Genomic DNA, 25,685 nt, shown 5'->3' with positions numbered 1-25,685 from the left:
GAGATGTTTCAATTATTGAAAACAGACAAAGTGATCGACTTCATGCGTTGGTCAAAAGGTGCCTTTTTCTTCTCACTGTTGATGATAGCGGCTTCCATTGCCACCCTATCAACAAACTGGTTGAACTGGGGATTAGACTTCACCGGTGGAACCTTAATTGAAGTAGGGTTTGAGCATCCAGCAGATTTAGAAAAAATCCGATCGTCACTTGAAGCGACTGGGTTTGGTGATGCAACAGTACAGAGCTTTGGTACCGCAAGAGACGTGATTGTTCGTTTACGTCCACGTGATGATGCCAAAGGCGCGGCACTGGGTAATCAAGTGCTTGATGCGTTGCAACAAGGTACTGGTGACAGTGTTGAGATGCGCCGAATTGAATTTGTAGGGCCTAACGTCGGTGATGAGTTAGCTGAGGCGGGTGGTCTTGCTATTTTAGTCTCACTGATCTGTATTTTGCTTTACGTGTCCATGCGTTTTCAATGGCGTCTTGCTGCGGGTGCGGTATTGGCATTGGCGCACGATGTCATCATCACGCTGGGTATCTTCTCCATCTTAAACATTGAAGTGGACTTAACCATTGTGGCAGCGCTGCTAACGGTTGTCGGGTACTCGTTGAACGATACCATTGTGGTGTTTGACCGTATTCGTGAAAACTTCCGTAAGATGCGTAAAGGGGATTCAATTGAAGTGATGAACAGCTCGGTCACACAGACCTTAAGCCGAACATTAATTACTTCAGGAACGACTCTATTCGTAGTTATTGCGTTGTTTACTCAAGGCGGGGCAATGATTCACGGATTCGCGTTAGCACTGCTGTTAGGTATTACCGTTGGTACATACTCTTCTATTTATGTTGCATCAGCATTAGCGCTAAAACTTGGGATTACCCGAGAGCACTTAATGCCGCCACAAATAGATAAAGAAGGCGAAGAGATCGAAGAGATGCCATAAGGGGTCTTTTTTCTATAATAAAAAAGCCAGAATTAAATAATTCTGGCTTTTTTTATGTAGAGAGAATATCTCTAGCAGTAATTATTTCATCATTGCTTCGTTGCCGTTCTCACGGATTTTCTTCAGCATTGGTTTGATGATTCGAGCACTACCAGCAACAATGTTGCCAGAGATTAGGTGATTAGTGCCACCAGAAAAATCAGTACAGATAACGCCTGCTTCACGAGCAATTAGCTCACCAGCAGCAAGATCCCAAGGTTTTAGTCCTAACTCGAAGTAACCATCAACACGGCCAGCGGCCAGGTAACATAAATCAAGAGAAGGAGTGCCTTGTTGACGAACATCAGAACAGTCGATAAACATCGACGCTAAGATCTTCAGGTAGCTTTCTGAGTGTTGCTTTTGCTTAGATGGGAAAGCCGTTGCTAGTGTCGTTCCAGCAAGTTCACGAGACTCACTCACACGAATACGTTGGTTGTTTAGCTGAGCGCCACCACCACGAGTACCGGTAAATAGTTCGTTACGCATAGGATCGTAAACACAAGCGACCTCAGTGCGGCCACGCATGCGTAGAGCAATAGAGATAGAGAAGTGAGGGAGACCGTTTACAAAATTAGATGTTCCATCTATTGGGTCTATAATCCATTGACACTCTTTGTCTCGGCCATCTTTAGAGCCAGACTCTTCAGCCAAAATGCAGTGGTCTGGGTAAGCTTTTTTGATAATTTCAATGATTAGCTCTTCAGCTTCATGATTGATATTTGTAACTAGGTCGTTAGAACCTTTTTGAGAGACTTCCGTTTTACTTGGATTCTCGAAAGATTTAGCAACATGGTCGCCAGCCTTGCGCGCAGCACGGATAGCAATGTTTAGCATTGGATGCATAGATATTTCCCAACAGATGTTAAAGAACGAAAAGCGGCGGAGAGTATACCAAATAAATTTGAAAAGGAAAGCGGTTATTTTTTGTGCAATGTTGGGTGAAAACGTTAACGCAGTTATCAAAGGGAGAGAATGCTTACAATGACAGTATTCGACTACTATGAATTGTGTTAATATACGTCGGTTTTTTGTTAGCTTTAGGTAAGATTACATCATGCTTGAAAATGTTCGTATTGTTCTTGTTGGAACCACGCATTCTGGAAATATTGGCTCAGCTGCAAGAGCGATGAAAGTGATGGGGTTAACCCAAATGATTCTGGTTGCTCCTGAGTGTGAAGTGGATGGACAAGCGATTGCCTTGGCGGCTGGCGCCAGTGATATTGCGAATAATGCCAGAATAGTAAGCACATTAGATGAGGCGATCGCTGATTGCAGTTTAGTGATTGGTTCCAGTGCCCGCTCTCGAACCTTAGAGTGGCCTATGCTAGAGCCTAGAGAGTGCGGTGTAAAAGCGATCGAAGAGGCAAACAGTCATCCTGTAGCGTTAGTCTTTGGTCGTGAAAGAGTCGGTTTACTCAATGAAGAACTGCAAAAGTGTCATTATCACGTCTGTATCCCTGCTAACCCAAATTACAGTTCACTGAATTTAGCAATGGCCGTACAGACAATCAGTTACGAAACACGTGTGGCTTGGTTAGATTCGCAGGCATATAAAGGTGACGTTAAAGAGTCAGAATACCCGTTAAACAGTGAATTGGAGCTGTTTTATGCCCACCTTGAAAATGTCATGACTGATACTGGCTTTATTAATAAAGCGCATCCTGGACAAGTGGTTAATAAGCTTCGTCGCCTATTTAATCGTGCTCGACCAGAGGCGCAAGAGTTGAGTATTTTACGTGGTGTACTCTCAGCAATTGACAAGAATCTTACCGATAAAAAGCCGTCTTAATTGGACACGAATAATACTTGAGTAAAATAGTTGGTTATATACTTGACCAATTTAGTCGGGTATGGCAAACTTATCCATAACTTATATGTGGATATGGTGTGATATGAAGCTTACTTCTAAAGGACGTTATGCAGTGACAGCAATGTTAGATGTCGCACTGCATGCGCAAAAAGGTCCTGTTCCGTTGGCTGATATTTCGGAACGTCAGGGCATCTCGTTATCTTATCTTGAGCAGCTATTTTCTCGTTTACGAAAAGCAGAACTAGTATCAAGTGTTCGAGGACCAGGTGGTGGTTATCTATTAGGAAAAGAGCCTAATGATATTGCTGTGGGTATGGTTATCGCTGCTGTCGATGAATCTGTTGATGCAACGAAGTGCCATGGTAAAAATGGTTGCCAAGGCGGAACTCGATGCTTAACGCATACGCTCTGGAAAGATTTGAGCAATAGGATCAGTGGTTTTTTAGATGGAATTACTCTTGGTGAGTTAATGACAGACAATGAGATCCAACAAATTTCAGGCCGACAAGATTTGAAGCTTGCGGTTAATAATAGTTTTTAAAATAATAAAATAATATCGTGGGTGTTAATGTCAGCTCCTGACGCTACAACGTCTGTATTATCGGAGATAAAATGAAACTGCCAATTTACTTTGATTACTCTGCTACTTGTCCTGTCGATCCGCGTGTTGCTGAGAAAATGGTTCAGCACATGACTATGGATGGATGTTTCGGAAATCCTGCTTCGCGTTCGCACCGTTATGGTTGGCAAGCTGAAGAAGCGGTCGATAATGCGCGTGATCAAATAGCAGATATGCTGAATGCTGATCCTCGTGAGATCGTATTCACTTCCGGCGCAACAGAGTCAGATAACCTTGCTATTAAAGGTGCCGCGCACTTTTATAAAAAACAAGGTAAGCATATTATTACCTCTAAAACTGAACATAAAGCGGTGCTGGATACGTGTCGTCAGCTTGAGCGCGAAGGGTATGAAGTCACTTACCTTGAGCCTGAACCAAGTGGTCTTATTGATTTGCAAAAGTTAGAAGCCGCCTTCCGTGACGATACGGTATTGGTGTCAATCATGCATGTTAATAATGAGATTGGTGTGATTCAAGATATTGCGAAAATCGGTGAATTATGCCGTTCTCGTAAAGTGATTTTCCACGTCGATGCCGCACAGTCTGCAGGAAAACTGCCGATTGATGTTAAAGAGTTAAAAGTAGATTTAATCTCAATTTCTGCTCATAAGTTTTATGGACCAAAAGGTATCGGTGCACTTTATGTTCGTCGTAAGCCTCGTATTCGTTTAGAAGCACAGATGCACGGTGGTGGTCATGAGCGTGGTATGCGTTCTGGTACATTAGCGACCCACCAAATTGTCGGAATGGGTGAAGCGTGTCGTATTGCAAAAGAAGACATGGAAAAAGATACGGCTCATAACCTAGCATTAAGAACCCGCCTACTGGGTGGTTTGATGGATATGGAAGCGGTACACATTAATGGCGATTTAGATCAGCGTGTAGCAAGCAATATCAATATTAGCTTTGAGTTTGTAGAGGGTGAATCCCTGCTCATGGCTCTAAAAGATCTTGCGGTATCTTCTGGTTCTGCTTGTACATCAGCAAGCCTAGAGCCTTCTTATGTACTACGTGCACTTGGTCTTAATGATGAATTAGCCCACAGCTCAGTACGTTTCTCTTTCGGACGTTTTACCACGGAAGAAGAAGTTGATTACGCGATTGTGAAAATTCGTGAAGCAGTCGAAAAACTGCGTGATATGTCTCCTTTATGGGATATGTATAAAGAGGGTGTTGATTTAAGTACGGTTGAGTGGGCACACCACTAATCGTTTCTCATACACTTATTCACGGACGAACCAAATTTAGAGGAAAAGATCATGGCTTATAGCGAAAAAGTACTAGACCACTACGAAAATCCACGCAACGTTGGATCATTTGATAAAGAAGACCCTTCGATTGGCAGCGGTATGGTTGGTGCGCCAGCCTGTGGTGATGTAATGAAACTTCAGATTAAAGTCTCTGAAGAGGGTATTATTGAAGACGCAAAATTTAAAACGTACGGCTGCGGCTCTGCGATAGCTTCAAGCTCACTGGTTACTGAGTGGGTGAAAGGCAAAACGTTAGACGAAGCAGCAGCACTAAAAAATTCAGAAATTGCAGAAGAGCTTGCGCTACCACCAGTAAAAGTTCACTGCTCTATTCTTGCTGAAGATGCAATTAAAGCAGCAGTCTCTGATTATAAAAAGAAACGTGCATAAGTATTAATTAACCAAGGGTTGTAAGATGGCCATAACCGTCACGGAAGCCGCGGCTAGCCGCGTAAGAACATTTTTGGAAAACCGAGGCAAAGGCATCGGTTTACGATTAGGTGTGAAAACTACTGGTTGCTCGGGTATGGCTTATATCCTTGAATTTGTTGATCAACTTAACGATGAAGATCACACGTTTAAAGAGCATGGCGTCACTATTATTATTGATACCAAAAGCTTGGTCTATCTAGATGGAACCGAGCTTGATTTTGCTAAAGAGGGGTTAAATGAAGGCTTTCAATTTAATAACCCTAATGCAAAAAGCGAATGTGGCTGTGGTGAAAGCTTCAACGTATAGTTCTTTCAACGCATAAGAGTAGTACATACTAAATTTATGAATCATTTCGAATTATTTGGGCTATCTAACCAGTTTGAACTGGAAGGTAGCCTTCTTTCTGAACAATTCAGAGAACTTCAGCGCCGCTTTCATCCTGATAAATTTGCGACTGCTTCTGAACGCGATAGGCTGTTGGCCATTCAAAAAGCAGCGCAAATCAATGACGCCTATCAAACCTTAAAAAATCCAATCTCTCGAGCAGAATATATACTGTCTGAATCAGGTTTAGATATCAGAGGTGAGCAGAAGACTCTGCAAGATATGACTTTTTTGATGCAGCAAATGGAGTTACGAGAGATATTAGAAGCGATCCCATCTTCTGATGATCCGGAAACGGAATTAGCTGAGTTTGAAAGTGCGATCATGGCGATGTATAAAGAGCAGCTTTTGCAATTGACCTCTGAGTTAAAACAGAATGAGTTCGAAGCCGCTGCCGATAGCGTTCGAAAGTTAAGGTTCGTAGTTAAACTTCAGTATGAAATAGAGCAGATAGAAGAGACTCTATTCGAATAAGATCGTGTGAATTAAGAAAGGATAGATTTTAAAATGGCATTTTTACAGATTTCTGAACCCGGTTTAAGTGTTGCCCCTCATCAGCAAAAACTTGCTGTTGGTATCGATTTAGGGACCACTAATTCGCTCGTTGCTTCGGTAAGAAGCGGAACGCCATCCACCTTAAAAGATGAACAAGGAGAGAGCATTCTCCCTTCTGTGGTTCACTATTCAGAGAGTGGCGTATTTGTTGGGAAAACAGCGGTATCTTTGGCCACAACGGATCCGGAAAATACCATTATCTCAGCCAAACGTTTAATGGGGCGTTCTCTTTCTGATCTCAACGCTCGTTATCCAAATTTACCGTATCAGTTTATTGCCAGCGATAATGGTTTACCTATTATCGAAACGGCACTGGGACAAGTGAACCCGATTCAAGTGTCGGCAGAAATTCTCAACGCACTCTCTAAAAGAGCCATCGAAAGTCTAGGTGGTGAATTAGAAGGAGTGGTGATTACGGTTCCAGCCTATTTTGACGATGCTCAGCGCGCTGGTACGAAAGACGCTGCCACGTTAGCCGGCCTTAATGTACTGAGACTGCTTAATGAACCTACTGCAGCAGCAATTGCTTATGGGTTGGACTCGGGTCAAGAAGGTGTGATTGCTATTTATGACCTGGGTGGCGGAACTTTTGATATTTCCATCTTACGTTTATCAAAAGGCGTATTTGAAGTATTAGCAACCGGTGGCGATTCGGCACTTGGTGGTGATGACTTTGATGCCTTAGTTGCAGAGTGGATTTTAGAACAGACAGGTTTTGAAGGAAATTTAACGGCTTCGCAACACCGTGAACTTCTTAACGCGGCAACCACAGCTAAGATAGCACTGTCTGATCGCACTGAAGTGCCACTGTCGCTTTTTGACTGGAGTGGCACTATCACAAAAGAGCAGTTTGATGCGCTGATTAAGAAATTAGTAAAAAAGACGCTGATGTCATGTCGACGTGCCCTAAAAGATGCAGATATTACCATCGATGAGGTGTTAGAAACCGTCATGGTGGGCGGTTCTACTCGAACCCCATTAGTTCGTGACATGGTTGGTGAGTTTTTTGGTAAAACGCCACTGACTAGCATAGACCCGGATCAAGTTGTTGCCATTGGTGCCGCGATTCAAGCGGATATCTTGGTGGGAAATAAACCAGATTCAGATATGCTGCTTCTGGATGTTATTCCGCTCTCTTTAGGTATTGAAACCATGGGGGGATTGGTGGAAAAGATCATCCCTCGCAACACCACTATTCCTGTTGCTAAAGCACAAGAGTTTACCACTTTCAAAGATGGTCAAACCGCAATGCTTGTTCATGTTACTCAAGGGGAGCGTGAGTTGGTTGATGATTGCCGTTCATTGGCACAATTTACCCTGCGTGGTATTCCTCCAATGGCGGCAGGTGCTGCACATATTCGAGTGACATACCAAGTGGATGCCGATGGTTTGTTATCTGTTACCGCGATGGAAAAAAGCACCCAAGTACAGGCAGATATTCAAGTAAAACCTTCTTACGGCTTAAGCGACAATGAGATCGCTAACATGCTAAAAGATTCGATGACCTATGCGCAAGAGGATATGGATGCTCGTACACTCGCTGAACAGCAAGTTGAAGCGGATAGAGTAATAGAAGGTTTAGTGGTGGCATTATCTCAAAATGGTGAAGCTCTGTTATCAGAGCATGAGTACCAAGAGATACAATCTGCGGTAGAAGAGTTAATTGTATTGCGACAAGGCGATGATCCCAAAGCCATTGAAGCGGGTATTAAACGTACCGATAAAATAAGTGAAGAATTTGCCGCTCGTAGAATGGATGTATCAATCCGTGCTGCGTTAGCTGGCCAGTCGATTGATGAGGTCTAGAATGCCAAAGATTATATTTTTACCTAATGAAGAGTTATGTCCCGAGGGCGCAGTGATTGAAGCTGAAAAGGGTGACAGTGTTCTTGACGTTGCACTTCAAAACGGTATCGGTGTAGAGCATGCATGTGAAAAATCCTGTGCGTGTACCACTTGCCATGTCATTATTCGTGAAGGTTTCGACTCTCTAACCGAGAGTGGAGAGCTGGAAGATGATATGTTGGATAAAGCGTGGGGGCTCGAGCCAGAGTCACGTTTAGGGTGCCAGGCGTTCGTTGAAGACGAAGACCTAGTGGTTGAAATTCCGAAGTACACGCTAAACTTAGCCTCTGAAAATCACTAATAAGCTGAACGGAGATCATCCTATGAGTTTAACATGGACAGATTCACTCGAGATTGCTCTAGAGTTGTTAGAAAAATACCCAGAGACGGATCCCAAAACGGTCCGATTTACTGATCTTCATCAATGGATCATGGCACTTGAAGACTTTCAAGATGACCCAAACCGTTCGAATGAAAAGATTTTAGAAGCAATCATCTTATGCTGGATGGATGAGATGGATTAAACCCATTTTTATGCCTATTTCATCCCTTGATAACAAAATGGATGAAAATGTAGTGATTGATGGTGAGAAATATTGTAAAACGGGCTTAATAGTCCGTTTTTTTTACATTAAATAGTTAATAATCATTTAATTAACAACATAAAATGAATAAACGATTAACAGTATGTATTCATCAAGGAGATATAAATGTCTGAACAGATGCCTGTATTCTTAACTGCACAAGCAGCGGCAGCTCAATGGGGTGAAAATGCCTTACTCTCATTCAATGCTGAGGGAGCAACGGTTCATCTTCCTGAAGAGCATAAATTAGATGCGGTTCAAAGAGCAGGAAGAAAGCTTGATTCCCAAGGCCTATCTTCAGTAGCTTTAGAAGGGAAAGAGTGGGATCTGGATAGCATCTGGGCTTTTGTACAAGGTTACCGAGGTTCAAAAGGCAGTAATTTAGTGGTTTGGAAAGAGTTGAAAAAAGATCAACAAGAAGAGCTGAATAACCGCATTTCATCAACCAACTGGGTCAGAAACATAATCAATAAAACCGCTGAAGAAGTGGCACCGCGCCAGCTAGCGACAATGGCTGCTGAGTATATAAAGTCGGTCGCCGTCAAACCTGAGCACGTCACCTATAAGATTATCAAAGATAAAGATCTCCTTTCTGAAGGTTGGAATGGGATTTATGCCGTTGGACGTGGCTCTGAACGTACCTCTGCAATGCTTCAACTAGACTTTAACCCTACTGGTGATGAAAATGCACCGGTGTTTGCTTGTTTAGTCGGTAAAGGGATTACGTTCGATTCTGGTGGTTACAGTCTTAAACCATCGGGCTCAATGGCAACCATGAAAGCGGATATGGGCGGTTCGGCAACAATTACTGGCGGTTTTGCCTTAGCGATTTTACGTGGTCTGAACAAGCGAGTGAAATTAATTCTATGCTGTGCAGAGAACATGATCTCGGGTAGAGCATTAAAGATGGGTGATATCATCACCTATAAGAATGGTAAAACGGTTGAGATTTTAAATACCGATGCAGAAGGGCGTTTAGTACTTGCAGATGGTTTACAATATGCCAGTAAACATAAACCCGAACTGTTGATTGATTGCGCTACCTTAACGGGAGCGGCAAAAAATGCGGTAGGCAATGATTTCCATTCACTTTTAAGTTTTGATAGTGCGTTGAGTCAACGCGCGTTAAAAGCGGCAGAGCAAGAGCGTGAAGGTTTATGGCCGTTACCAGTGATGGATTTCCACCGCGCTATGATCTCTTCAAACTTTGCTGATTTAGCCAATATTGGTACGACACCAGCTTCACCAGGAGCAAGCACTGCGGCAGCCTTCTTATCTTACTTCGTTGAAGATTATAAGAAAGGGTGGTTGCACTTTGATTGTTCTGGTACCAACAGAGTTAGTGCTTCAGACAAATGGTCGGCAGGAGCAACAGGTATGGGGGTCTGTACCCTTGCTCGTTTGTTGACTGAAGAAGCAAAATAGCCATAAAATCATTCACAACGGCTTCAGTAGAGAGTGCTATTGGGGGCGTGTTTTAATCAGTATCAAAAAGGAATTATGATGACAGTTGAACGTACTTTTTCTATTGTTAAACCTGACGCAGTAAAAAGAAATTTAATTGGCGCTATCTATCGTCGTATAGAAAAAACTGGCATGACCATTGTTGCGTCAAAAATGGTGCAATTAACCGCAGAACAAGCTGGTGGCTTTTATGCTGAACATGAAGGCAAACCGTTTTATGAAGCGCTTGTTGAGTTCATGACGTCTGGACCCATTATGGTTCAAGTATTAGAAGGCGAAGACTCCATTACCCGTTACCGTGAACTAATGGGCAAAACAAACCCAGAGGAAGCGGCATGTGGAACGCTACGTGGTGATTATGCGATTAGCATGCGTTACAACTCAGTACATGGTTCAGATAGCCCAGAGTCAGCAGCACGTGAAATTGCGTACTTCTTTGCTGACGATGAACTTTGTCCACGCAACAGTGCGGTAACTTACGAATAAACATTATGTAAGTTGTATCTTACGATTCAAACTTTTTAAGGAGACGCGAGTCTCCTTTTTTATTGCCATAAATTGATGAGAGAGTTATCTATAATTAGTAGTAAAGAGCGGTTAAAGCCTGTACAATTCCGCGCCTTGAATTTGCTACAATGCACTATATCTGAGAGGCAACATGACAACACCAAAAATTAATCTGCTGGATTTAGACCGTAAAAGTCTTCGCGCATTTTTTACCGATGAACTTGGCGAAAAAGCGTTCCGTGCAGATCAACTAATGAAGTGGATGTATCACTTTGGTTGTGATGATTTTGATCAGATGAATAACATCAACAAAAAGTTGCGTGAAAAGCTTAAGCGTCTGGCTGAGATCAAAGCGCCAGAAGTCTCAGACGCACAATTCTCTACCGATGGTACGATCAAATGGGCCATGCGTGTTGGCGATCAAGATGTAGAAACGGTCTATATTCCTGATGGCGATAGAGCGACATTGTGTATCTCTTCGCAGGTAGGTTGTGCGCTAGAGTGTACCTTCTGCTCAACGGGTCAGCAGGGGTTTAACCGTAACCTAAAAGTCTCAGAAATTATTGGCCAGTTATGGCGTGCTGCCCGTGAGATCGGTTTAGAGAAAGAGACCGGTCGTCGCCCAATTACCAATGTGGTAATGATGGGGATGGGAGAGCCACTATTAAACATGAAAAATCTTTTTCCATCACTGGACATCATGTTAGATGATTTTGGTTTTGCGCTGTCAAAACGTCGAGTGACGGTATCCACTTCAGGGGTGGTATCGGGGCTTGAGCAGATGATTGGTAAAGTTGATGTGGCATTGGCCATTTCACTTCATGCACCAACGGATGCACTGCGAAGCGAAATCATGCCAATCAATGACCGCTGGAATATAGAGGCCTTTTTAGAGTCAGTTCGTCGTTACCTAGCTGAGTCAAAAGCTAATCGTGGACGTGTAACCGTCGAATATATTCTTCTTGATCATGTTAATGATGATATGGAACATGCAAGGCAGCTCGCAGAATTGTTAAAAGATACACCATCAAAAATAAATCTCATTCCATTCAACCCTTACCCGGGCTCACCGTATAAGAAGCCAAGCAATTCGCGTATCGATCGATTCCAAAAGACACTGATGGAATATGATTTTACGGTCACGATACGTAAAACGCGTGGTGATGATATTGATGCTGCTTGTGGGCAGTTGGTCGGCGATGTGATTGATCGCACCAAACGCACTCAATCTAAGCTGCAAGGTCAAACCATTCCAGTCAAAGAGCTTTAATCACAGAGATTAGCGTCATTGCCTCTTTTGTTATGATCTGGGATCACAATAAGAGAGTGCAATGGAAATCCAAATTGAAGCTTTACTCAAACTAACTACTCTACTTTTCGTTACCATTTTATTCGGGTGTGGTTCTGTTTCCCATGAGCAAGTCAGCCCAAACTTTGATAATATGGCTGCGGCAGACGCAAGAATAACTCTGGGTTTGGGTTATATTGAGGTTGGTGAGAGAAGCAGAGCGAAAGAAAACTTAGATCTCGCGTTAAAATATGCACCAGACTACTTTCGAGCTCACAGAGCGCTAGCCTATTATTACCAAATAATTGGCGATATTAAGACGTCGATACAATTTTATCAGCAAGCATTACGATCTTTACCTAATAATGGTGATGTTTTAAATGATTTTGCTGTCTTGTTGTGCAAATATGAACGTTATAAAGAAGCTGAATTGTATTTTGCCAAAGCATTTACGCAAAAAGATTATTACTTGGTTTCAGTCAGTTATGAAAACGCGGCTTTTTGTTTATTAAAAGGTGGCGATAAACAGACAGCTGAACGCTATTTTGAGCGATCATTAGCCCATGATCCCAACCGATATCGTTCACTGCTTCAGTTATCGAAATTGAAGATTGAAGTAGATCAGCTGTCGAAGGCGAGAGTATTATTGTTAAGATATAAACAACGTTATGGATATGATCCTGTCAGCCTTAAGTTATTCATTGAACTTGAAAATAAAGCAGGTAATACTCAACAAGTCGTTCATTATGGAGAAGTGTTGGCGAGTCAATTTTCAAAACCAGCACTCAATTAAAAGAATAGATCATGACAAAAGAAGAGATAGAAACAACAAATGACGAGGTGACATCATCTTCTAATGAACTGCTTCCTGGTGATATTTTAAAGGAAGCAAGAGAGAAGATGGGGTTCTCTATCAGTGAAATAGCAGACCGATTACGATTACGTAGTGCTATTATTCAGAAAATTGAAGATAACGAATTTGAGCTTGGGAAATCAGCCACCTTTACCCGTGGCTATTTGCGATCTTATGCCAAAGTCGTTGGCGTTGAAGAGCGTAACGTACTTGCTGCGTTAGATAAAATTGGTGAAGCGCAAGTAGAAGAGCATGAGATGCAGAGCTTTTCTCGCCAAACCAAACGAGCAAAACACGACAGTAATATCATGAAACTAACCTGGGTGATTTTGGCCCTGTTTATCGGTATTACGATGATGTGGTGGTGGCAAAATCAAGCTCAAGAAGAGAGTTATGTCCCACAAATAGAAACGGCTGAAAATCAACAAGCCTTAGCATCAACTGAGCTTGTCGCACCGGTTCAAAATACGATAGAAGAGGACACCGCGTCGTCAGAAGAGAGTATTCAGGATCAACAAAGCGCCATTGAACCAGTTATTGATTCTCCAAATCCTGTTCAAGCACCTGTGGATGAAACCGCGGTTGCTGCTGAAGCGGTTGCCGACGTTCAAATTGAAGAGCCTGCAACTGTCGTCCCAGAGAAACTAGAGTCTGAAACACCAAAAGTTGAAGAGAGTAAACCTGCGGTCACTATCGCTGAAGCGCAGAGCATCAGCATGAGATTTTCCGATGACTGCTGGATTGATGTGAAAGATGCCACAGGGAAAAACCTGTCTACTGGTGTCAAAAAAGCAGGTAGCAGTTTAACACTTCAAGGTGTTGAGCCATTTAAAGTGGTTATTGGTGCCCCTAGTGCTGTAGAGCTTTCTTATCAAGGTAAACCGGTTGATCTCACCAAATTCCCAGTAGGTAAAGTGGCAAGATTAACGCTTCAACAATAATGAGTATGGTAAAAAATGCATAACGAATCCCCAATTAAACGCCGCGAGTCGACCCGTATTTACGTCGGCGATGTCCCTATCGGTGATGGCGCTCCTATTGCTGTTCAGTCAATGACCAATACTCGCACCACCGATGTTGAAGCAACGGTCGCTCAAATACGCTCGTTAGAAAAAGTTGGAGCAGATATTGTTCGTGTTTCTGTCCCAACAATGGATGCCGCTGAAGCATTCAAACAGATTAAACAACAAGTTGCGGTCCCGTTAGTCGCAGACATACATTTTGACTACCGCATTGCCCTTAAAGTGGCTGAATATGGTGTCGATTGTCTACGTATTAACCCGGGTAATATCGGCAATGAAGCCCGAATTCGCTCTGTGGTTGATTGTGCTCGTGATAACAACATTCCCATTCGTATCGGTGTGAACGGCGGTTCCTTAGAAAAAGACATTCAACTGAAATATGGCGAACCAACCGCTGAAGCACTGCTTGAGTCGGCAATGCGTCATGTGGATATTTTAGATCGCCTGAACTTTGATCAGTTTAAAGTCAGCGTTAAAGCCTCTGATGTCTTTTTAGCGGTTGAGTCATATCGTTTACTGGCCAAACAGATTAAGCAGCCACTGCATTTAGGAATTACCGAAGCGGGTGGCGCCAGAGCCGGATCTGTAAAATCGGCAGTGGGTTTGGGAATGCTACTCTCTGAAGGCATTGGCGATACACTGCGCATCTCATTGGCAGCGGATCCTGTTGAAGAGATTAAGGTTGGCTTTGATATTCTAAAATCATTGAGAATCCGTTCTCGCGGTATTAACTTTATTGCCTGTCCAACTTGTTCTCGTCAAGAGTTCGATGTCATTGCGACGGTTAATGAGTTAGAACAACGCTTAGAAGATTTAATTACGCCAATGGATGTCTCACTAATTGGCTGTGTCGTTAATGGACCCGGTGAAGCAGAAGTCTCTCATATGGGGGTCGCTGGAAGTAATAAGAAGAGTGCATTGTATGAAGATGGTAAACGTCTTAAAGAACGTTTAGACAATGAGAATATGATTGATACTCTGGAAGCAAAAATTCGCGCTAAAGCATCGATGCTGAATAAAATCGATGTTGAGCAAATAGATTAAGATAGTTGGAAGTATAACGTGGCTAAAGCAATTCAAGCAATAAGAGGGATGAACGATTGTCTCCCGACAGATTCCCCTCTGTGGCAAAAAGTAGAAGAGAGTATTAAACGTGTAGTTAGTGGATACGGTTACAGCGAAATTCGCATGCCAATCGTTGAAATGACTCATCTGTTTAAGCGTGCCATCGGTGAAGTGACCGATGTGGTTGAAAAAGAGATGTATACCTTTGAAGACCGTAATGGCGACAGTTTAACCTTGCGCCCTGAAGGCACCGCAAGTTGTGTGCGTGCAGGTATCGAAAATGGTTTGCTGTATAACCAAGAGCAACGTCTGTGGTACATGGGACCTATGTTCCGCCATGAACGTCCGCAAAAAGGTCGTTACCGTCAGTTTCACCAAGTAGGTGCAGAAGTCTTTGGCTTAGATGGCCCTGATGTCGATGCCGAATTGATTATGATGACCGCTCGTTTGTGGCGTGAATTAGGCATTGCTGAGCATATTCGACTAGAGCTTAACTCTATCGGTTCACTGGAAGCGCGTGCTAATTACCGAGTGGCATTGATTGCATTTTTAGAGCAGCACCTTGATGTGTTAGATGATGACTGTAAGCGTCGTATGCACACTAACCCAATGCGTGTACTTGACTCAAAAAATGCGGCAGTACAAGCTATTTTAGTGGATGCTCCTAAGTTATCTGAATACTTAGACGATGAATCGAAACAACATTTTTCTGGTTTATGTGAACTCTTAGACGCTGCCGGCATCCAATACCAAGTAAATGAGCGTTTAGTTCGTGGATTGGATTACTATAATCGCACCGTATTTGAGTGGATTACTGAGAGCTTAGGTGCTCAAGGCACGGTTTGTGGCGGCGGACGCTATGACGGACTGGTTGAACAACTTGGCGGAAAACCAACTCCAGCGGTTGGATTTGCAATGGGTGTTGAACGTTTAGTTCTTATGATGGAAACTCTAGAACAGACCGATGTTCGTGCTGCAGTGGATGTTTACATGGTCACTGCTGGTGAAGGAACACTCGCCGCAGGTATGACACTGGCTGAGGCACTTCGCGATCAACTTCCAAACTTAAGAGTGATGACTCACTTTGGTGGTGGTAACTTCAAGAAGCAGTTCAAACGTGCTGATAAGTCGGGCGCAGCTGTGGCACTGATTTTAGGCGAAACGGAAGTGTTAGAACAAACGGTTACATTGAAAGATTTACGCGGTGGAGAGCAAAAAACAGTCGCACAAGCAGACATAACCTCTTTACTAGCTGATTTGATTTAGGAGAAAACTGAAAGTGGAAGTCTACGAAACTGAAGAACAACAAGTTGATGCAATTAAGAGCTGGATAAAAGAGAACGGTAAAGCGGTTGTTCTAGGTGCAGTGATAGGTTTAGGCGGTTTATGGGGTTGGAATTTTTACCAATCTGAGCAGATCCTAGCTAAAGAGGTTGCTTCTGAGTCTTACAATCAAGTGGTGATTAAGCTGCAGCAAAACAGCAGCGATGCACTGGCTAATGCAGAAGCCTTTATTAGTGAGCACAAAGATAGCCAATACTCAGTCCTAGTCGCGTTACAGTTAGCTAAGATTCAGATTGAAGCCAATCAAATGGATGATGCTCTGACTCAATTAAACTGGGTTATCTCGAACACTAAAGATGAAGCGATACTTCCTTTAACCATCACGCGTAAAGCGAGAGCGTTGAGTGAGCAAGGTAAGTTTACTGAAGCTCTTTCTGCATTAGATAGCGTAACGGCTGAAGGTTGGAAAGCACGCACTGCTGAACTTCGCGGTGATATTCAACTACAAAGTGGTGATGCTGAGGCTGCACGCTTCTCTTATATTGAAGCGCAACAGTTAGGTGATAGCCCACTGCTGCAGATGAAGTTAGACGATCTAGCTAAATAAGGCTCAGTAGTATGATGAAGCTGTTAAGGAAAGCGCTGATTGGTGGTTTTTCAATTGCACTGCTTGCTGGCTGTGCAGGGGAAGAAGATACCGTCATTATGGCGCCTGTTCCTGTTGTTGACGATCAACTCTCTCTTGATACTGAGTGGACGAGCCGTATCGGTAATGGCGTAGAACACTACTACTCAAAACTGAAACCTGCTTATGGCTATGACAAAGTGTTTGTGGCGAGTCGTGACGGTGTTGTCAGTGCTTTAGATCCTGAAAATGGAAAAAGAGTGTGGAGTCAATCGCTTGAGAGTGACACGATTGCTCGTCTATCGGGGGGCTTAACCCTCTCTTATGGCAAAGTATTCATCGGAACTGAAAATGGTGAAATCATCGCTTTAGATCAAGAGAGCGGTGAAGAGCTGTGGCGTGAAACATTAGATGGTGAAGTGTTATCCACTCCACTGGCTGATGAAGGCTTAGTGATGGTTCACAGTAGCCAAGGCGTTTTATACGCTTTCGATGCGGACAGTGGCAATAAAAAATGGCAGATCAGCAGTGAGGTGCCAAGCCTTACCCTTCGCGGGGATAGCAGTCCGGTTAGTATCTCTGGTGGTGTCTTCTGGGGAATGTCCAACGGACGTTTAGCAGCAGCGTTGATTTCAAAAGGTCAGTTGTTGTGGCAACAACCGATTGGTATGCCAAAAGGATCAACAGAGATTGATCGTATCGTTGATGTAGATTCAACCCCGTTAGTTTTAGGCGGACGACTGTATACCATAGGTTTTAATGGACAGCTGGTCGCGTTAGAGCTTAGAACCGGAAAAGCAGCGTGGAAACGTAACTACTCTTCGGTGACAGATTTAGCGACAGACGGTGGACGTATTTTCGTCGTCACTGAAAATGATCACGTTGTGGCGGTTGATGCGCGTAGTGGTACCGAACTTTGGCAAAACGAACAGTTAGAGAATCGACTCTTAACGGCACCCGTGTTGATAGAGGGTCATCTCGTTGTTGGTGACAGTGAAGGTTATCTGCACTGGTTATCACGTGAAGATGGTAGCTTTGTTGCACAGCAGCAGATTAACGACAGTGGTCTAACCGTAGCACCTATTTTAGTTGATGGTAGTTTTGTAGTAACGTCACGAGATGGCAAGTTAAAGAAAATGAAGATCAACTAACTTCTCGTGTTATAATTGTTTCATAGTTTCTATCGGCTCCTGGGTGTTTATCAGCCAGGAGCCTTTGTAGTTTAGAATTCATGAGTTGTAGTTATCGATGATTTTTCTTTAAGTAGTTGAATTTTCTATAGCTATAACCGCAGAAATATAAAGAGAAAGTGTTGTGAGAGAGTCAGATATGATACCCGTTGTTGCTCTAGTAGGGCGTCCCAATGTAGGTAAGTCGACATTATTTAACCGTTTAACTCGTACCCGAGATGCGCTAGTCGCCGATTTTCCTGGGTTAACTCGTGATCGTAAATATGGCAGAGCCAAGTTTGACGAGCAAGAGTTCATCTTAATCGATACTGGTGGTATTGATGGGACGGAAGATGGCGTAGAGACCAAAATGGCCGAACAGTCGCTAATGGCGATTGAAGAAGCCGATGTGGTGTTATTTATGGTTGATGGCCGTGCTGGACTGACGGTTTCTGATGAAGCGATTGCGAAACATCTACGTTCACGTCAAAAGCCAACCTTCTTAGTGGTGAATAAGGTGGACGGTATTGACCCAGACGCGGCAGGTGCCACATTCTGGGAACTTGGTATGGAGAGCATGTACCAAATTGCTGCGGCGCATGGTCGTGGTGTTGGCATTTTGATTGAACGTGCGTTAAATCCATTTGCTGAGAAACTGGCAGCTGAAGCTCGTGCAGAGTTAGGTGAAGATGGCGAGTTAGAAGACCTCACTGAATTTGAAGATGAATTCGAAGACGTTGAAGCGACAGAAGAGACTGCGGAAGAGCAGTACAAGCGTCTGCAAGAACAACCGATTAAACTGGCCATCATTGGTCGACCAAATGTCGGTAAATCGACGCTAACCAATCGTATTTTGGGTGAAGAGCGTGTGGTGGTTTATGATGAAGCGGGCACAACTCGTGATTCGATCTACATCCCAATGGAACGTGATGGACAAGAGTATGTCTTGATTGATACCGCGGGTGTTCGTCGTCGTCGTAAGATCAATGAGACGGTTGAAAAGTTCTCAGTAATTAAAACGTTGAAAGCGATTGAAGATGCCAATGTGGTTTTATTGGTTATTGATGCACGTGAAAACATTTCAGATCAAGATCTGAGCTTGTTAGGTTTCACCCTGAATGCGGGTCGCTCTCTAGTGATTGCCGTTAATAAATGGGACGGCCTAGACACGGAAGTGAAAGATGAAGTGAAGAAACAGCTGGATCGCCGTTTAGGTTTTGTTGATTTTGCCAAAATTCACTTTATTTCAGCGCTACACGGCACAGGTGTTGGTCACCTGTACGAATCCGTTGTTGAAGCGTATTACTCTGCGACTAAACGTACTAGCACCTCTGTACTAACGCGTATCATGCAGATGGCACAAGATGATCACCAGCCACCATTGGTGCGCGGTAATCGTGTTAAATTGAAATATGCGCATGCGGGTGGTTACAACCCACCGTTGATTGTGGTGCACGGTAACTTAGTTCGTTCACTTCCTGACTCTTACAAGCGGTATTTGATGAACTACTACCGTAAAGCGTTAGAGATCACCGGTACGCCGATTCGCATACAGTTCCAAGATAGTGGAAACCCGTATGAGCAGACGGCCAAACGTCAAAGTTTGAACCAAGAGCGCAAACGTAAACGCCTATTTGGTGCAGTTAAAAATCGCAGAAAATAGCAGAAAGCGGAGCATCTAATTTAGGTGCTCTTTTTTTTCGCCCACGGTTTGCTTACCAATAAAAAGAGAATAAAAAGAGAATCACAATGAACGACATCAGCCCAACTATCGTTAAGTTCAATCATCAAACATGGCAGTTAACCACCACGATTCAATTAGTGCAAAGCGATCAGCAGCAAGGACACTATATCGTAACGGCAGAGACGCCATTTCACCCTGTCAGCCATATTTGGCCCGATCATCCAGCAGATCGTGGCATGTTGGTGGTTAATGAAAAACGCGAAGCTGTTGTAGACTGTTTAACGGGTGCGGTAGAGTTAGCCACCGGCGAGTTGTTTGTTGCAGAAGCCATTCCGGTAAAGCGCGATACCAGTGGATGGGCATTTGTTGTTGTTCATCGAGTGAACTCAGACTTACTGCTTAACGTTGGTGATAGCGTGCTGCTTGAAGTGAACCAAGCGTATCAACAGCGGCTAAGCAGAGGACATTCTGCTGGCCACTTAGCGTATTTAGCATTAAATAAAATATTAAATGGCCACTACTGGCGCAAAGATGCCGATCGTAAGGATGAACTTGGACATTATGATTTCAACAGTTATGCGCTAGAGACCAGTTTTGTTACGGAAGATTGTTGTACCGATACCTATCGATTAGGTAAAACCTTACGTAAGCGAGGTTTAAACAGTGCAGAGATGGTGGAGAACTTGCCAGCCATCGAATCAGCGATTAATGCTCAATTAGCCGCTTGGTTAGCATTAAATAGCGATATAGAGGTGGTGTGTGACGGGGAGCGGTTAACGGATTCGCGCTACTGGCACTGTCATCTCGGCGAGAGCGGTAAAGCAGTGATACCTTGTGGTGGTACCCATGTTAATAGCTTAGCTGAATACCGTTCAATTACCGTGGTATTGACGCTCGTCGATGCTCAGCAGCTGCAGATGGTAACAACAAGCTGTATGACAAGGTGATGGATTTCTAGAAATATCACGATTTATATTATACTCCGGATCCCCCGTTTATTCGGGTGCATTGCAGTTAAATAAACTATCTTAAATTCAAAAACAGGATATGTAACTTATGCTTTCGGGTGGTGGTTATATAAATGTTCTTTTTAGGGGTGATCGCTGATCACTTGCCATTAATATAAAGATCCACAGAAATAGAATTGATCGAGGTATAGCATGACAGAAAATTGTTGCCCTAACTGTGAGGAAACACTGAACTGGCAAAATAGTGGTTACTATTGTGAGGCGTGCCAACAAGGTTATAAGAAACTGGCACCTTGTCCTGATTGCAGTGTAGAGATGGAGAAGCTGCAAGCGTGTGGTTCTGTTAGTTACTTTTGTAATCGCTGTAATGAGCTAAAATCTAAGTCGAGAACCCAGACACACTTTATTAAGCAGTAAGATCATTGGATCAAATAACCGTTGAATTGATCGAACCGTCTGCCAAGGTAGTTTGAATCTGCTCGCCACTTTTGACTTGTTTTACAGAGGTGAGTAATTGATTGTCCACACCGCGAGTGATCGAGTAACCCCGCTGTAAAGTGGCAAGGGGGCTTACCGTATCTAATTTCTCGGCGGCCAGGGAGAGTTGATGGTTAGATTGTAATAACGTCCTATCCATCGCATCAAGCAGGCGAGCGCGTAACTGAGTCAGTTGATTACTCTTAAGCTGCAGTGCTTTCTCAGGAGAGTGTAAACCCAACTTATACTGTTGCTTATTGATATGTTGACGCTGAGCCGACAAATGTTGAGTCATGGATTGATGCAGTCGAGCTGTTAACTCATCCAAACGCTGGCTCTGTTGATTGAGTTGAAGTTGAGGATGCTGTTTCTCTAACCGAAATTGTAATTGATGCAGGCGTGAATTCTGTGTTGACAGATAGTGGCGGATCCCACTACGAAGTTTATGTTTTCGTTGATCCACTTTTTGACTTTGAGCAGACGTGTCGCGGCTGACTAGTTCGGCCGCTGCAGAGGGGGTTGGGGCTCTAACATCAGCCACAAAGTCTGCAATAGTGACATCCACTTCATGACCCACAGCACTGACGATGGGAATGGCACTGGCTGCGATGGTTCTTGCCACGATCTCTTCATTAAAACACCAGAGATCTTCTAACGAACCGCCACCACGACCAACAATTAAAATATCACACTCATTACGACTGTTAGCACGTCCGATTGCTTGCGCGATCTGAATCGCTGCTCCGTTACCTTGCACCATGGTCGGGTAGATAACCACTGGCAAGTTGGGATCACGTCGTTTTAGTACATCCAAAATATCATACAGAGCGGCACCGGTTTTCGAGGTGATAATACCGACACGCTTTGGGTTTTCAGGAAGAGGTTGCTTACCACTTTGAGCAAACAAACCTTCTGCTGCAAGAGACATTTTCAGTTGATCAAACTGTTGCTGTAACCTTCCATCACCTTCAGGCTGCATACTTTCGATAATGAGCTGATAATCACCGCGAGGTTCATACAATGAGAGTCTGGCTTTAACCAGTACCTGATTGCCATTAGCGGGTTTAAAGGTGACACGGCGGTTGTTGCCACGAAACATGGCGCATTTTACTTGAGCTCGAGAGTCTTTAAGGGTGAAATACCAATGGCCAGAGACAGGCGATGAGAAATTAGACAACTCTCCCACCAACCACACAATTCCCATTTCATTTTCAAGCAGTAAGCGAACTTCTGCATTAAGACGAGAGACAGTAAAGATTCGATCATTGGTGAGGTTAGACAAAGGAATGCCTTAGACGTAGCTCGAGGAATTAGCGGAAATATAATACATATCAATAGGGTAATTGCAAATAAAAAATTAAAAAATGTGTAGTCAATCGATTGCGTCGTGCGTATAATCCGTCTGCAATATTTAATAATTAATTTTATATTCAACCCCACGGTGTGAGATATTGCAATGCTAAGAATCGCGAAAGAAGCCCTAACATTTGACGACGTTCTGCTCGTCCCTGCACATTCAACTGTACTCCCTAATACTGCCGATTTGCGCACCCAATTAACTCAGACTATTTCACTGAATATTCCAATGATCTCAGCATCAATGGATACAGTGACTGAAGCTCGCCTTGCTATCGCATTAGCACAAGAGGGCGGCATTGGGTTTATTCACAAAAACATGTCAATTCCTCAGCAAGCGGAAGAAGTTCGTTTAGTTAAGATCTTCGAAGCGGGTGTGGTTACTGCACCGGTATCGGTTAAACCAACCGATACCATCGCTGACATTAAAGCATTAACCGAGAAAAACGGTTTTGCGGGTTACCCTGTAGTTACAACGAGCAATGAGCTGGTTGGTATCATTACCGGACGTGATGTTCGTTTCGTAACGGATTTGACACAAAAAGTGGAAGTGATGATGACACCTAAAGATCGTTTAGCGACGGTTAAAGAGGGAACATCGCGCGAAGAAGTTCAACGCTTGATGCAAGAGTATCGCGTTGAAAAGATTCTTGTAGTAAATGATACATTCCAGCTAACGGGTATGATCACAGCAAAAGACTTCCATAAAGCAGAGCGTAAACCAAATGCATGTAAAGATGAACGCGGTCGTTTACGTGTTGGTGCTGCGGTTGGTGCTGGTGCAGGTAACGAAGAGCGTGTTGCTGCATTAGTAGAAGCGGGTGTTGATGTCCTATTAATTGACTCTTCTCACGGCCACTCTGAAGGCGTACTACAACGCATTCGTGAAACTCGAGCTGCACACCCTGATCTACAGATCATTGGTGGCAACGTCGCGACAGGTGCTGGTGCTAAAGCGTTAATCGACGCAGGGGTAAGTGCTGTGAAAGTGGGTATCGGCCCAGGTTCAATCTGTACCACTCGTATTGTTACTGGTGTTGGTGTTCCTCAAATTACCGCTATCTCTGACGCGGCGGAAGTAGCAAGCGCTCACGGCATTCCTGTGATTGCTGATGGCGGAATTCGCTTCTCAGGTGATGTGTGTAAAGCCATTGCTGCCGGTGCTTCGTGCGTTATGGTTGGCTCTATGTTCGCCGGTACTGAAGAAGCACCGGGTGAAGTGATTCTGTATCAAGGTCGTTCTTACAAATCTTACCGTGGCATGGGTTCACTGGGCGCGATGTCTCAAGGCTCATCGGATCGTTACTTCCAATCTGATAATGCAGCGGATAAATTGGTACCAGAAGGCATCGAAGGTCGCATCGCTTATAAAGGGCGTCTAAAAGAGATCGTCCATCAGCAGATGGGTGGTTTACGTTCAAGCATGGGACTGACGGGTTCTGCAACCATTGAAGAGCTGCGTACTAAAGCGGAATTTGTTCGCATTTCAGGTGCGGGTATGAAAGAGTCTCACGTACACGACGTTCAGATCAGCAAAGAAGCGCCAAACTACCGCATCGGTTAATTTGGATTGAATTTCTACTGGGAGAGTTGTCTCCCAGTGTTTAATTAAGAAGATTTAGTAATGACAAAGAACATCCATGATCAACGTATCCTAATTTTAGATTTCGGTTCTCAATACACCCAACTTATTGCTCGTCGTATCCGTGAGATCGGTGTCTACTGTGAGCTTTGGAGCTGGGACGTTGAAGAGTCTGATATTCGTGATTTCAATCCAAATGGCATCATCCTTTCTGGCGGCCCAGAGAGTGTGACAGAAGCAAATTCTCCTCGCGCGCCACAATATGTGTTTGATTCAGGGGTACCTGTATTCGGCGTATGTTATGGCATGCAGACGATGGCAGAGCAGCTTGGCGGTAAAGTGTCAGGTTCCACTGAGCGTGAATTTGGTTATGCGCAAGTTGAAGTGGTGACGGAATCTGCGCTGTTTAAAAACATTCAAGATGCACTGACTGATGATGGTGCACCACTGCTTGATGTGTGGATGAGCCACGGCGACAAAGTGACTGAGATTCCAGATAACTTTGTAAAAATCGCGCAGACAGAGACCTGTCCATATGCTGCGATGGCCAACGAAGAGAAAAAATATTACGGCGTACAATTCCACCCTGAAGTGACGCACTCTAAACAGGGCATGCGCATGTTAGAGCACTTTGTGCTTGATATTTGTCAGTGTGAAAAGCTATGGACCTCAGAGTCGATCATTGAAGACGCGATTGCTCGCATGAAAGAACAAGTGGGTGACGATGAAGTTATCCTTGGTCTGTCAGGCGGCGTAGACTCTTCAGTAGTGGCTATGTTGTTGCACCGTGCAATTGGTGACAAGCTGACCTGTGTGTTTGTGGATAATGGATTGCTTCGATTGAATGAAGCGGATCAAGTGATGGAGATGTTTGGCAATAAGTTTGGCCTAAATATCGTTCATGTTAACGCTGAAAACCGTTTCCTAGACGCAATGAAAGGTGAAGCGGATCCAGAAGCGAAGCGTAAGATCATCGGTCATGTTTTTGTTGATATTTTTGATGAAGAGTCGAAAAAATTAGACAACGCTAAGTGGTTAGCTCAAGGCACTATCTACCCAGATGTGATTGAATCAGCGGCTTCAAAAACCGGTAAAGCGCATGTGATTAAATCTCACCATAACGTCGGCGGCCTGCCTGATGATATGGAGATGGGTTTAGTTGAACCATTGCGTGAGCTGTTTAAAGATGAAGTACGTAAAATTGGTTTAGAGCTTGGTTTGCCTTACAACATGCTTTACCGTCACCCTTTCCCTGGACCGGGTCTTGGTGTTCGTGTTCTGGGCGAAGTGAAAAAAGAGTATTGTGATCTACTGCGTCGTGCGGATGCTATCTTCATTGAAGAGCTGCATAACGCGGATCTCTACCATAAAGTGTCTCAGGCATTTACCGTGTTCTTGCCAGTACGCTCTGTGGGTGTTATGGGCGATGGCCGTAAATATGATTGGGTCGTTTCACTGCGTGCTGTAGAGACGATCGATTTCATGACCGCGCATTGGGCGCATCTACCTTATGACTTCTTGGGTAAAGTATCGAATCGTATTATTAACGAAATCGATGGTATCTCTCGAGTGGTTTACGATATTTCAGGTAAGCCACCTGCAACTATTGAGTGGGAATAAAATTAGGGTAACTCTAATCCTAACCCATTGTAACTAAAAGATAAGCCTTGATTTGCTTCCACGACTTTGTGGTTAGCGTCAAGGCTTTTTTGTTTCGTTGTGAATACTTTCAAGGAACCATAACAAATATTAATGAAGTACTTAAAGTGATGCCCACAAATTGAATGTAGTAGCTCAATTGACAACCTATGTGATGGAAATGTAGTGTCTTAGAGACATAATCAAATGTATATACTTTTTTGTATCCT

26 protein-coding genes are annotated in these 25,685 nt (G+C 43.7%); 24 read left to right on the top strand and 2 right to left on the bottom strand.

Annotation, left to right across the window (positions count from 1 at the left end; translation table 11 throughout):
• The first annotated feature begins 3 nt into the window (after positions 1-3).
• A complete protein-coding gene (secF, locus tag L4C32_RS10965) occupies positions 4-951 on the top strand; it encodes a protein translocase subunit SecF (protein ID WP_428196921.1) in 948 nt (315 codons plus the stop codon).
• A gap of 81 nt (positions 952-1,032) precedes the next feature.
• On the opposite strand, the gene suhB is transcribed toward secF, so the two are convergent.
• Positions 1,033-1,836: an inositol-1-monophosphatase gene (suhB, locus tag L4C32_RS10960; RefSeq protein WP_428196920.1), complete on the bottom strand. Its 804-nt coding sequence runs from the start codon at positions 1,834-1,836 to the stop codon at positions 1,033-1,035.
• A 211-nt stretch (positions 1,837-2,047) separates the two neighbouring features.
• Between suhB and trmJ the strand changes: the two genes are divergently transcribed.
• The 21 genes from trmJ (at position 2,048) to L4C32_RS10855 (ending at position 20,819) form a co-directional block, all read left to right on the top strand.
• Complete coding sequence (trmJ, locus tag L4C32_RS10955; RefSeq protein WP_428196919.1) at positions 2,048-2,782, top strand: tRNA (cytosine(32)/uridine(32)-2'-O)-methyltransferase TrmJ; 735 nt, start codon at positions 2,048-2,050, stop codon at positions 2,780-2,782.
• A 103-nt stretch (positions 2,783-2,885) separates the two neighbouring features.
• Positions 2,886-3,344 (top strand): Fe-S cluster assembly transcriptional regulator IscR, encoded by a 459-nt coding sequence (iscR, locus tag L4C32_RS10950; protein WP_428196918.1) that lies wholly within the window; start codon positions 2,886-2,888, stop codon positions 3,342-3,344.
• Positions 3,345-3,415: 71 nt separating this feature from the next.
• A complete protein-coding gene (locus L4C32_RS10945; RefSeq protein ID WP_428196917.1) occupies positions 3,416-4,630 on the top strand; it encodes an IscS subfamily cysteine desulfurase in 1,215 nt (404 codons plus the stop codon).
• 51 nt (positions 4,631-4,681) lie between these two features.
• Positions 4,682-5,062: a Fe-S cluster assembly scaffold IscU gene (gene iscU, locus L4C32_RS10940; RefSeq protein WP_428196916.1), complete on the top strand. Its 381-nt coding sequence runs from the start codon at positions 4,682-4,684 to the stop codon at positions 5,060-5,062.
• A gap of 25 nt (positions 5,063-5,087) precedes the next feature.
• Positions 5,088-5,411 carry an iron-sulfur cluster assembly protein IscA gene (gene iscA / locus L4C32_RS10935; protein WP_428196915.1) on the top strand — a complete coding sequence of 108 codons (324 nt, stop codon included), beginning with the start codon at positions 5,088-5,090 and terminating at the stop codon, positions 5,409-5,411.
• A 36-nt stretch (positions 5,412-5,447) separates the two neighbouring features.
• Positions 5,448-5,963, top strand: a complete 516-nt coding sequence (gene hscB, locus L4C32_RS10930; RefSeq protein ID WP_428196914.1) for a co-chaperone HscB — start codon at positions 5,448-5,450, stop codon at positions 5,961-5,963.
• 33 nt (positions 5,964-5,996) lie between these two features.
• A complete protein-coding gene (gene hscA, locus L4C32_RS10925) occupies positions 5,997-7,850 on the top strand; it encodes a Fe-S protein assembly chaperone HscA (RefSeq protein ID WP_428196913.1) in 1,854 nt (617 codons plus the stop codon).
• 1 nt (position 7,851) lies between these two features.
• Positions 7,852-8,190 carry an ISC system 2Fe-2S type ferredoxin gene (gene fdx / locus L4C32_RS10920; RefSeq protein WP_428196912.1) on the top strand — a complete coding sequence of 113 codons (339 nt, stop codon included), beginning with the start codon at positions 7,852-7,854 and terminating at the stop codon, positions 8,188-8,190.
• Between the two features lie 22 nt (positions 8,191-8,212).
• Entirely contained in the window at positions 8,213-8,413 is a 201-nt protein-coding gene (gene iscX / locus L4C32_RS10915; RefSeq protein ID WP_428196911.1) for a Fe-S cluster assembly protein IscX, read from the top strand.
• A 186-nt stretch (positions 8,414-8,599) separates the two neighbouring features.
• The gene (pepB, locus tag L4C32_RS10910) at positions 8,600-9,898 is read left to right on the top strand and encodes an aminopeptidase PepB (RefSeq protein ID WP_428196910.1); all 1,299 of its coding nucleotides are present in this window, start codon (positions 8,600-8,602) and stop codon (positions 9,896-9,898) included.
• 78 nt (positions 9,899-9,976) lie between these two features.
• Positions 9,977-10,423, top strand: coding sequence for a nucleoside-diphosphate kinase (gene ndk, locus L4C32_RS10905; RefSeq protein WP_428196930.1), 447 nt, complete (start codon positions 9,977-9,979; stop codon positions 10,421-10,423).
• A 172-nt stretch (positions 10,424-10,595) separates the two neighbouring features.
• Positions 10,596-11,714 carry a dual-specificity RNA methyltransferase RlmN gene (rlmN, locus tag L4C32_RS10900; RefSeq protein WP_428196909.1) on the top strand — a complete coding sequence of 373 codons (1,119 nt, stop codon included), beginning with the start codon at positions 10,596-10,598 and terminating at the stop codon, positions 11,712-11,714.
• Between the two features lie 61 nt (positions 11,715-11,775).
• Complete coding sequence (pilW, locus tag L4C32_RS10895) at positions 11,776-12,525, top strand: type IV pilus biogenesis/stability protein PilW (protein WP_428196908.1); 750 nt, start codon at positions 11,776-11,778, stop codon at positions 12,523-12,525.
• An 11-nt stretch (positions 12,526-12,536) separates the two neighbouring features.
• A complete protein-coding gene (rodZ, locus tag L4C32_RS10890) occupies positions 12,537-13,526 on the top strand; it encodes a cytoskeleton protein RodZ (RefSeq protein WP_428196907.1) in 990 nt (329 codons plus the stop codon).
• Positions 13,527-13,541: 15 nt separating this feature from the next.
• Positions 13,542-14,651 carry a flavodoxin-dependent (E)-4-hydroxy-3-methylbut-2-enyl-diphosphate synthase gene (gene ispG, locus L4C32_RS10885; RefSeq protein WP_428196906.1) on the top strand — a complete coding sequence of 370 codons (1,110 nt, stop codon included), beginning with the start codon at positions 13,542-13,544 and terminating at the stop codon, positions 14,649-14,651.
• 18 nt (positions 14,652-14,669) lie between these two features.
• Positions 14,670-15,938 (top strand): histidine--tRNA ligase, encoded by a 1,269-nt coding sequence (gene hisS / locus L4C32_RS10880; protein ID WP_428196905.1) that lies wholly within the window; start codon positions 14,670-14,672, stop codon positions 15,936-15,938.
• A 13-nt stretch (positions 15,939-15,951) separates the two neighbouring features.
• Positions 15,952-16,563, top strand: a complete 612-nt coding sequence (locus tag L4C32_RS10875) for a YfgM family protein (protein WP_428196904.1) — start codon at positions 15,952-15,954, stop codon at positions 16,561-16,563.
• Between the two features lie 11 nt (positions 16,564-16,574).
• Positions 16,575-17,732 (top strand): outer membrane protein assembly factor BamB, encoded by a 1,158-nt coding sequence (gene bamB, locus L4C32_RS10870; protein ID WP_428196903.1) that lies wholly within the window; start codon positions 16,575-16,577, stop codon positions 17,730-17,732.
• A gap of 178 nt (positions 17,733-17,910) precedes the next feature.
• Positions 17,911-19,413: a ribosome biogenesis GTPase Der gene (der, locus tag L4C32_RS10865; RefSeq protein WP_428196929.1), complete on the top strand. Its 1,503-nt coding sequence runs from the start codon at positions 17,911-17,913 to the stop codon at positions 19,411-19,413.
• Between the two features lie 86 nt (positions 19,414-19,499).
• The gene (locus L4C32_RS10860) at positions 19,500-20,381 is read left to right on the top strand and encodes an alanyl-tRNA editing protein (protein WP_428196902.1); all 882 of its coding nucleotides are present in this window, start codon (positions 19,500-19,502) and stop codon (positions 20,379-20,381) included.
• Positions 20,382-20,594: 213 nt separating this feature from the next.
• Positions 20,595-20,819, top strand: a complete 225-nt coding sequence (locus L4C32_RS10855; RefSeq protein ID WP_428196901.1) for a zinc ribbon domain-containing protein — start codon at positions 20,595-20,597, stop codon at positions 20,817-20,819.
• Positions 20,820-20,829: 10 nt separating this feature from the next.
• On the opposite strand, the gene xseA is transcribed toward L4C32_RS10855, so the two are convergent.
• Positions 20,830-22,161, bottom strand: a complete 1,332-nt coding sequence (gene xseA, locus L4C32_RS10850; protein WP_428196900.1) for an exodeoxyribonuclease VII large subunit — start codon at positions 22,159-22,161, stop codon at positions 20,830-20,832.
• Between the two features lie 174 nt (positions 22,162-22,335).
• Between xseA and guaB the strand changes: the two genes are divergently transcribed.
• Positions 22,336-23,799 (top strand): IMP dehydrogenase, encoded by a 1,464-nt coding sequence (guaB, locus tag L4C32_RS10845; protein ID WP_428196899.1) that lies wholly within the window; start codon positions 22,336-22,338, stop codon positions 23,797-23,799.
• A 60-nt stretch (positions 23,800-23,859) separates the two neighbouring features.
• Positions 23,860-25,437, top strand: a complete 1,578-nt coding sequence (gene guaA / locus L4C32_RS10840) for a glutamine-hydrolyzing GMP synthase (protein WP_428196898.1) — start codon at positions 23,860-23,862, stop codon at positions 25,435-25,437.
• The last annotated feature ends 248 nt before the right edge of the window (positions 25,438-25,685 follow it).

Origin of the sequence: Aliivibrio kagoshimensis, assembly GCF_050337105.1 — a bacterium.
Classification (GTDB): domain Bacteria; phylum Pseudomonadota; class Gammaproteobacteria; order Enterobacterales; family Vibrionaceae; genus Aliivibrio_A; species Aliivibrio_A kagoshimensis.
The sequence above is the reverse complement of the archived record's forward strand: the minus strand, read 5'-3'. Positions and strand labels throughout refer to the sequence as shown.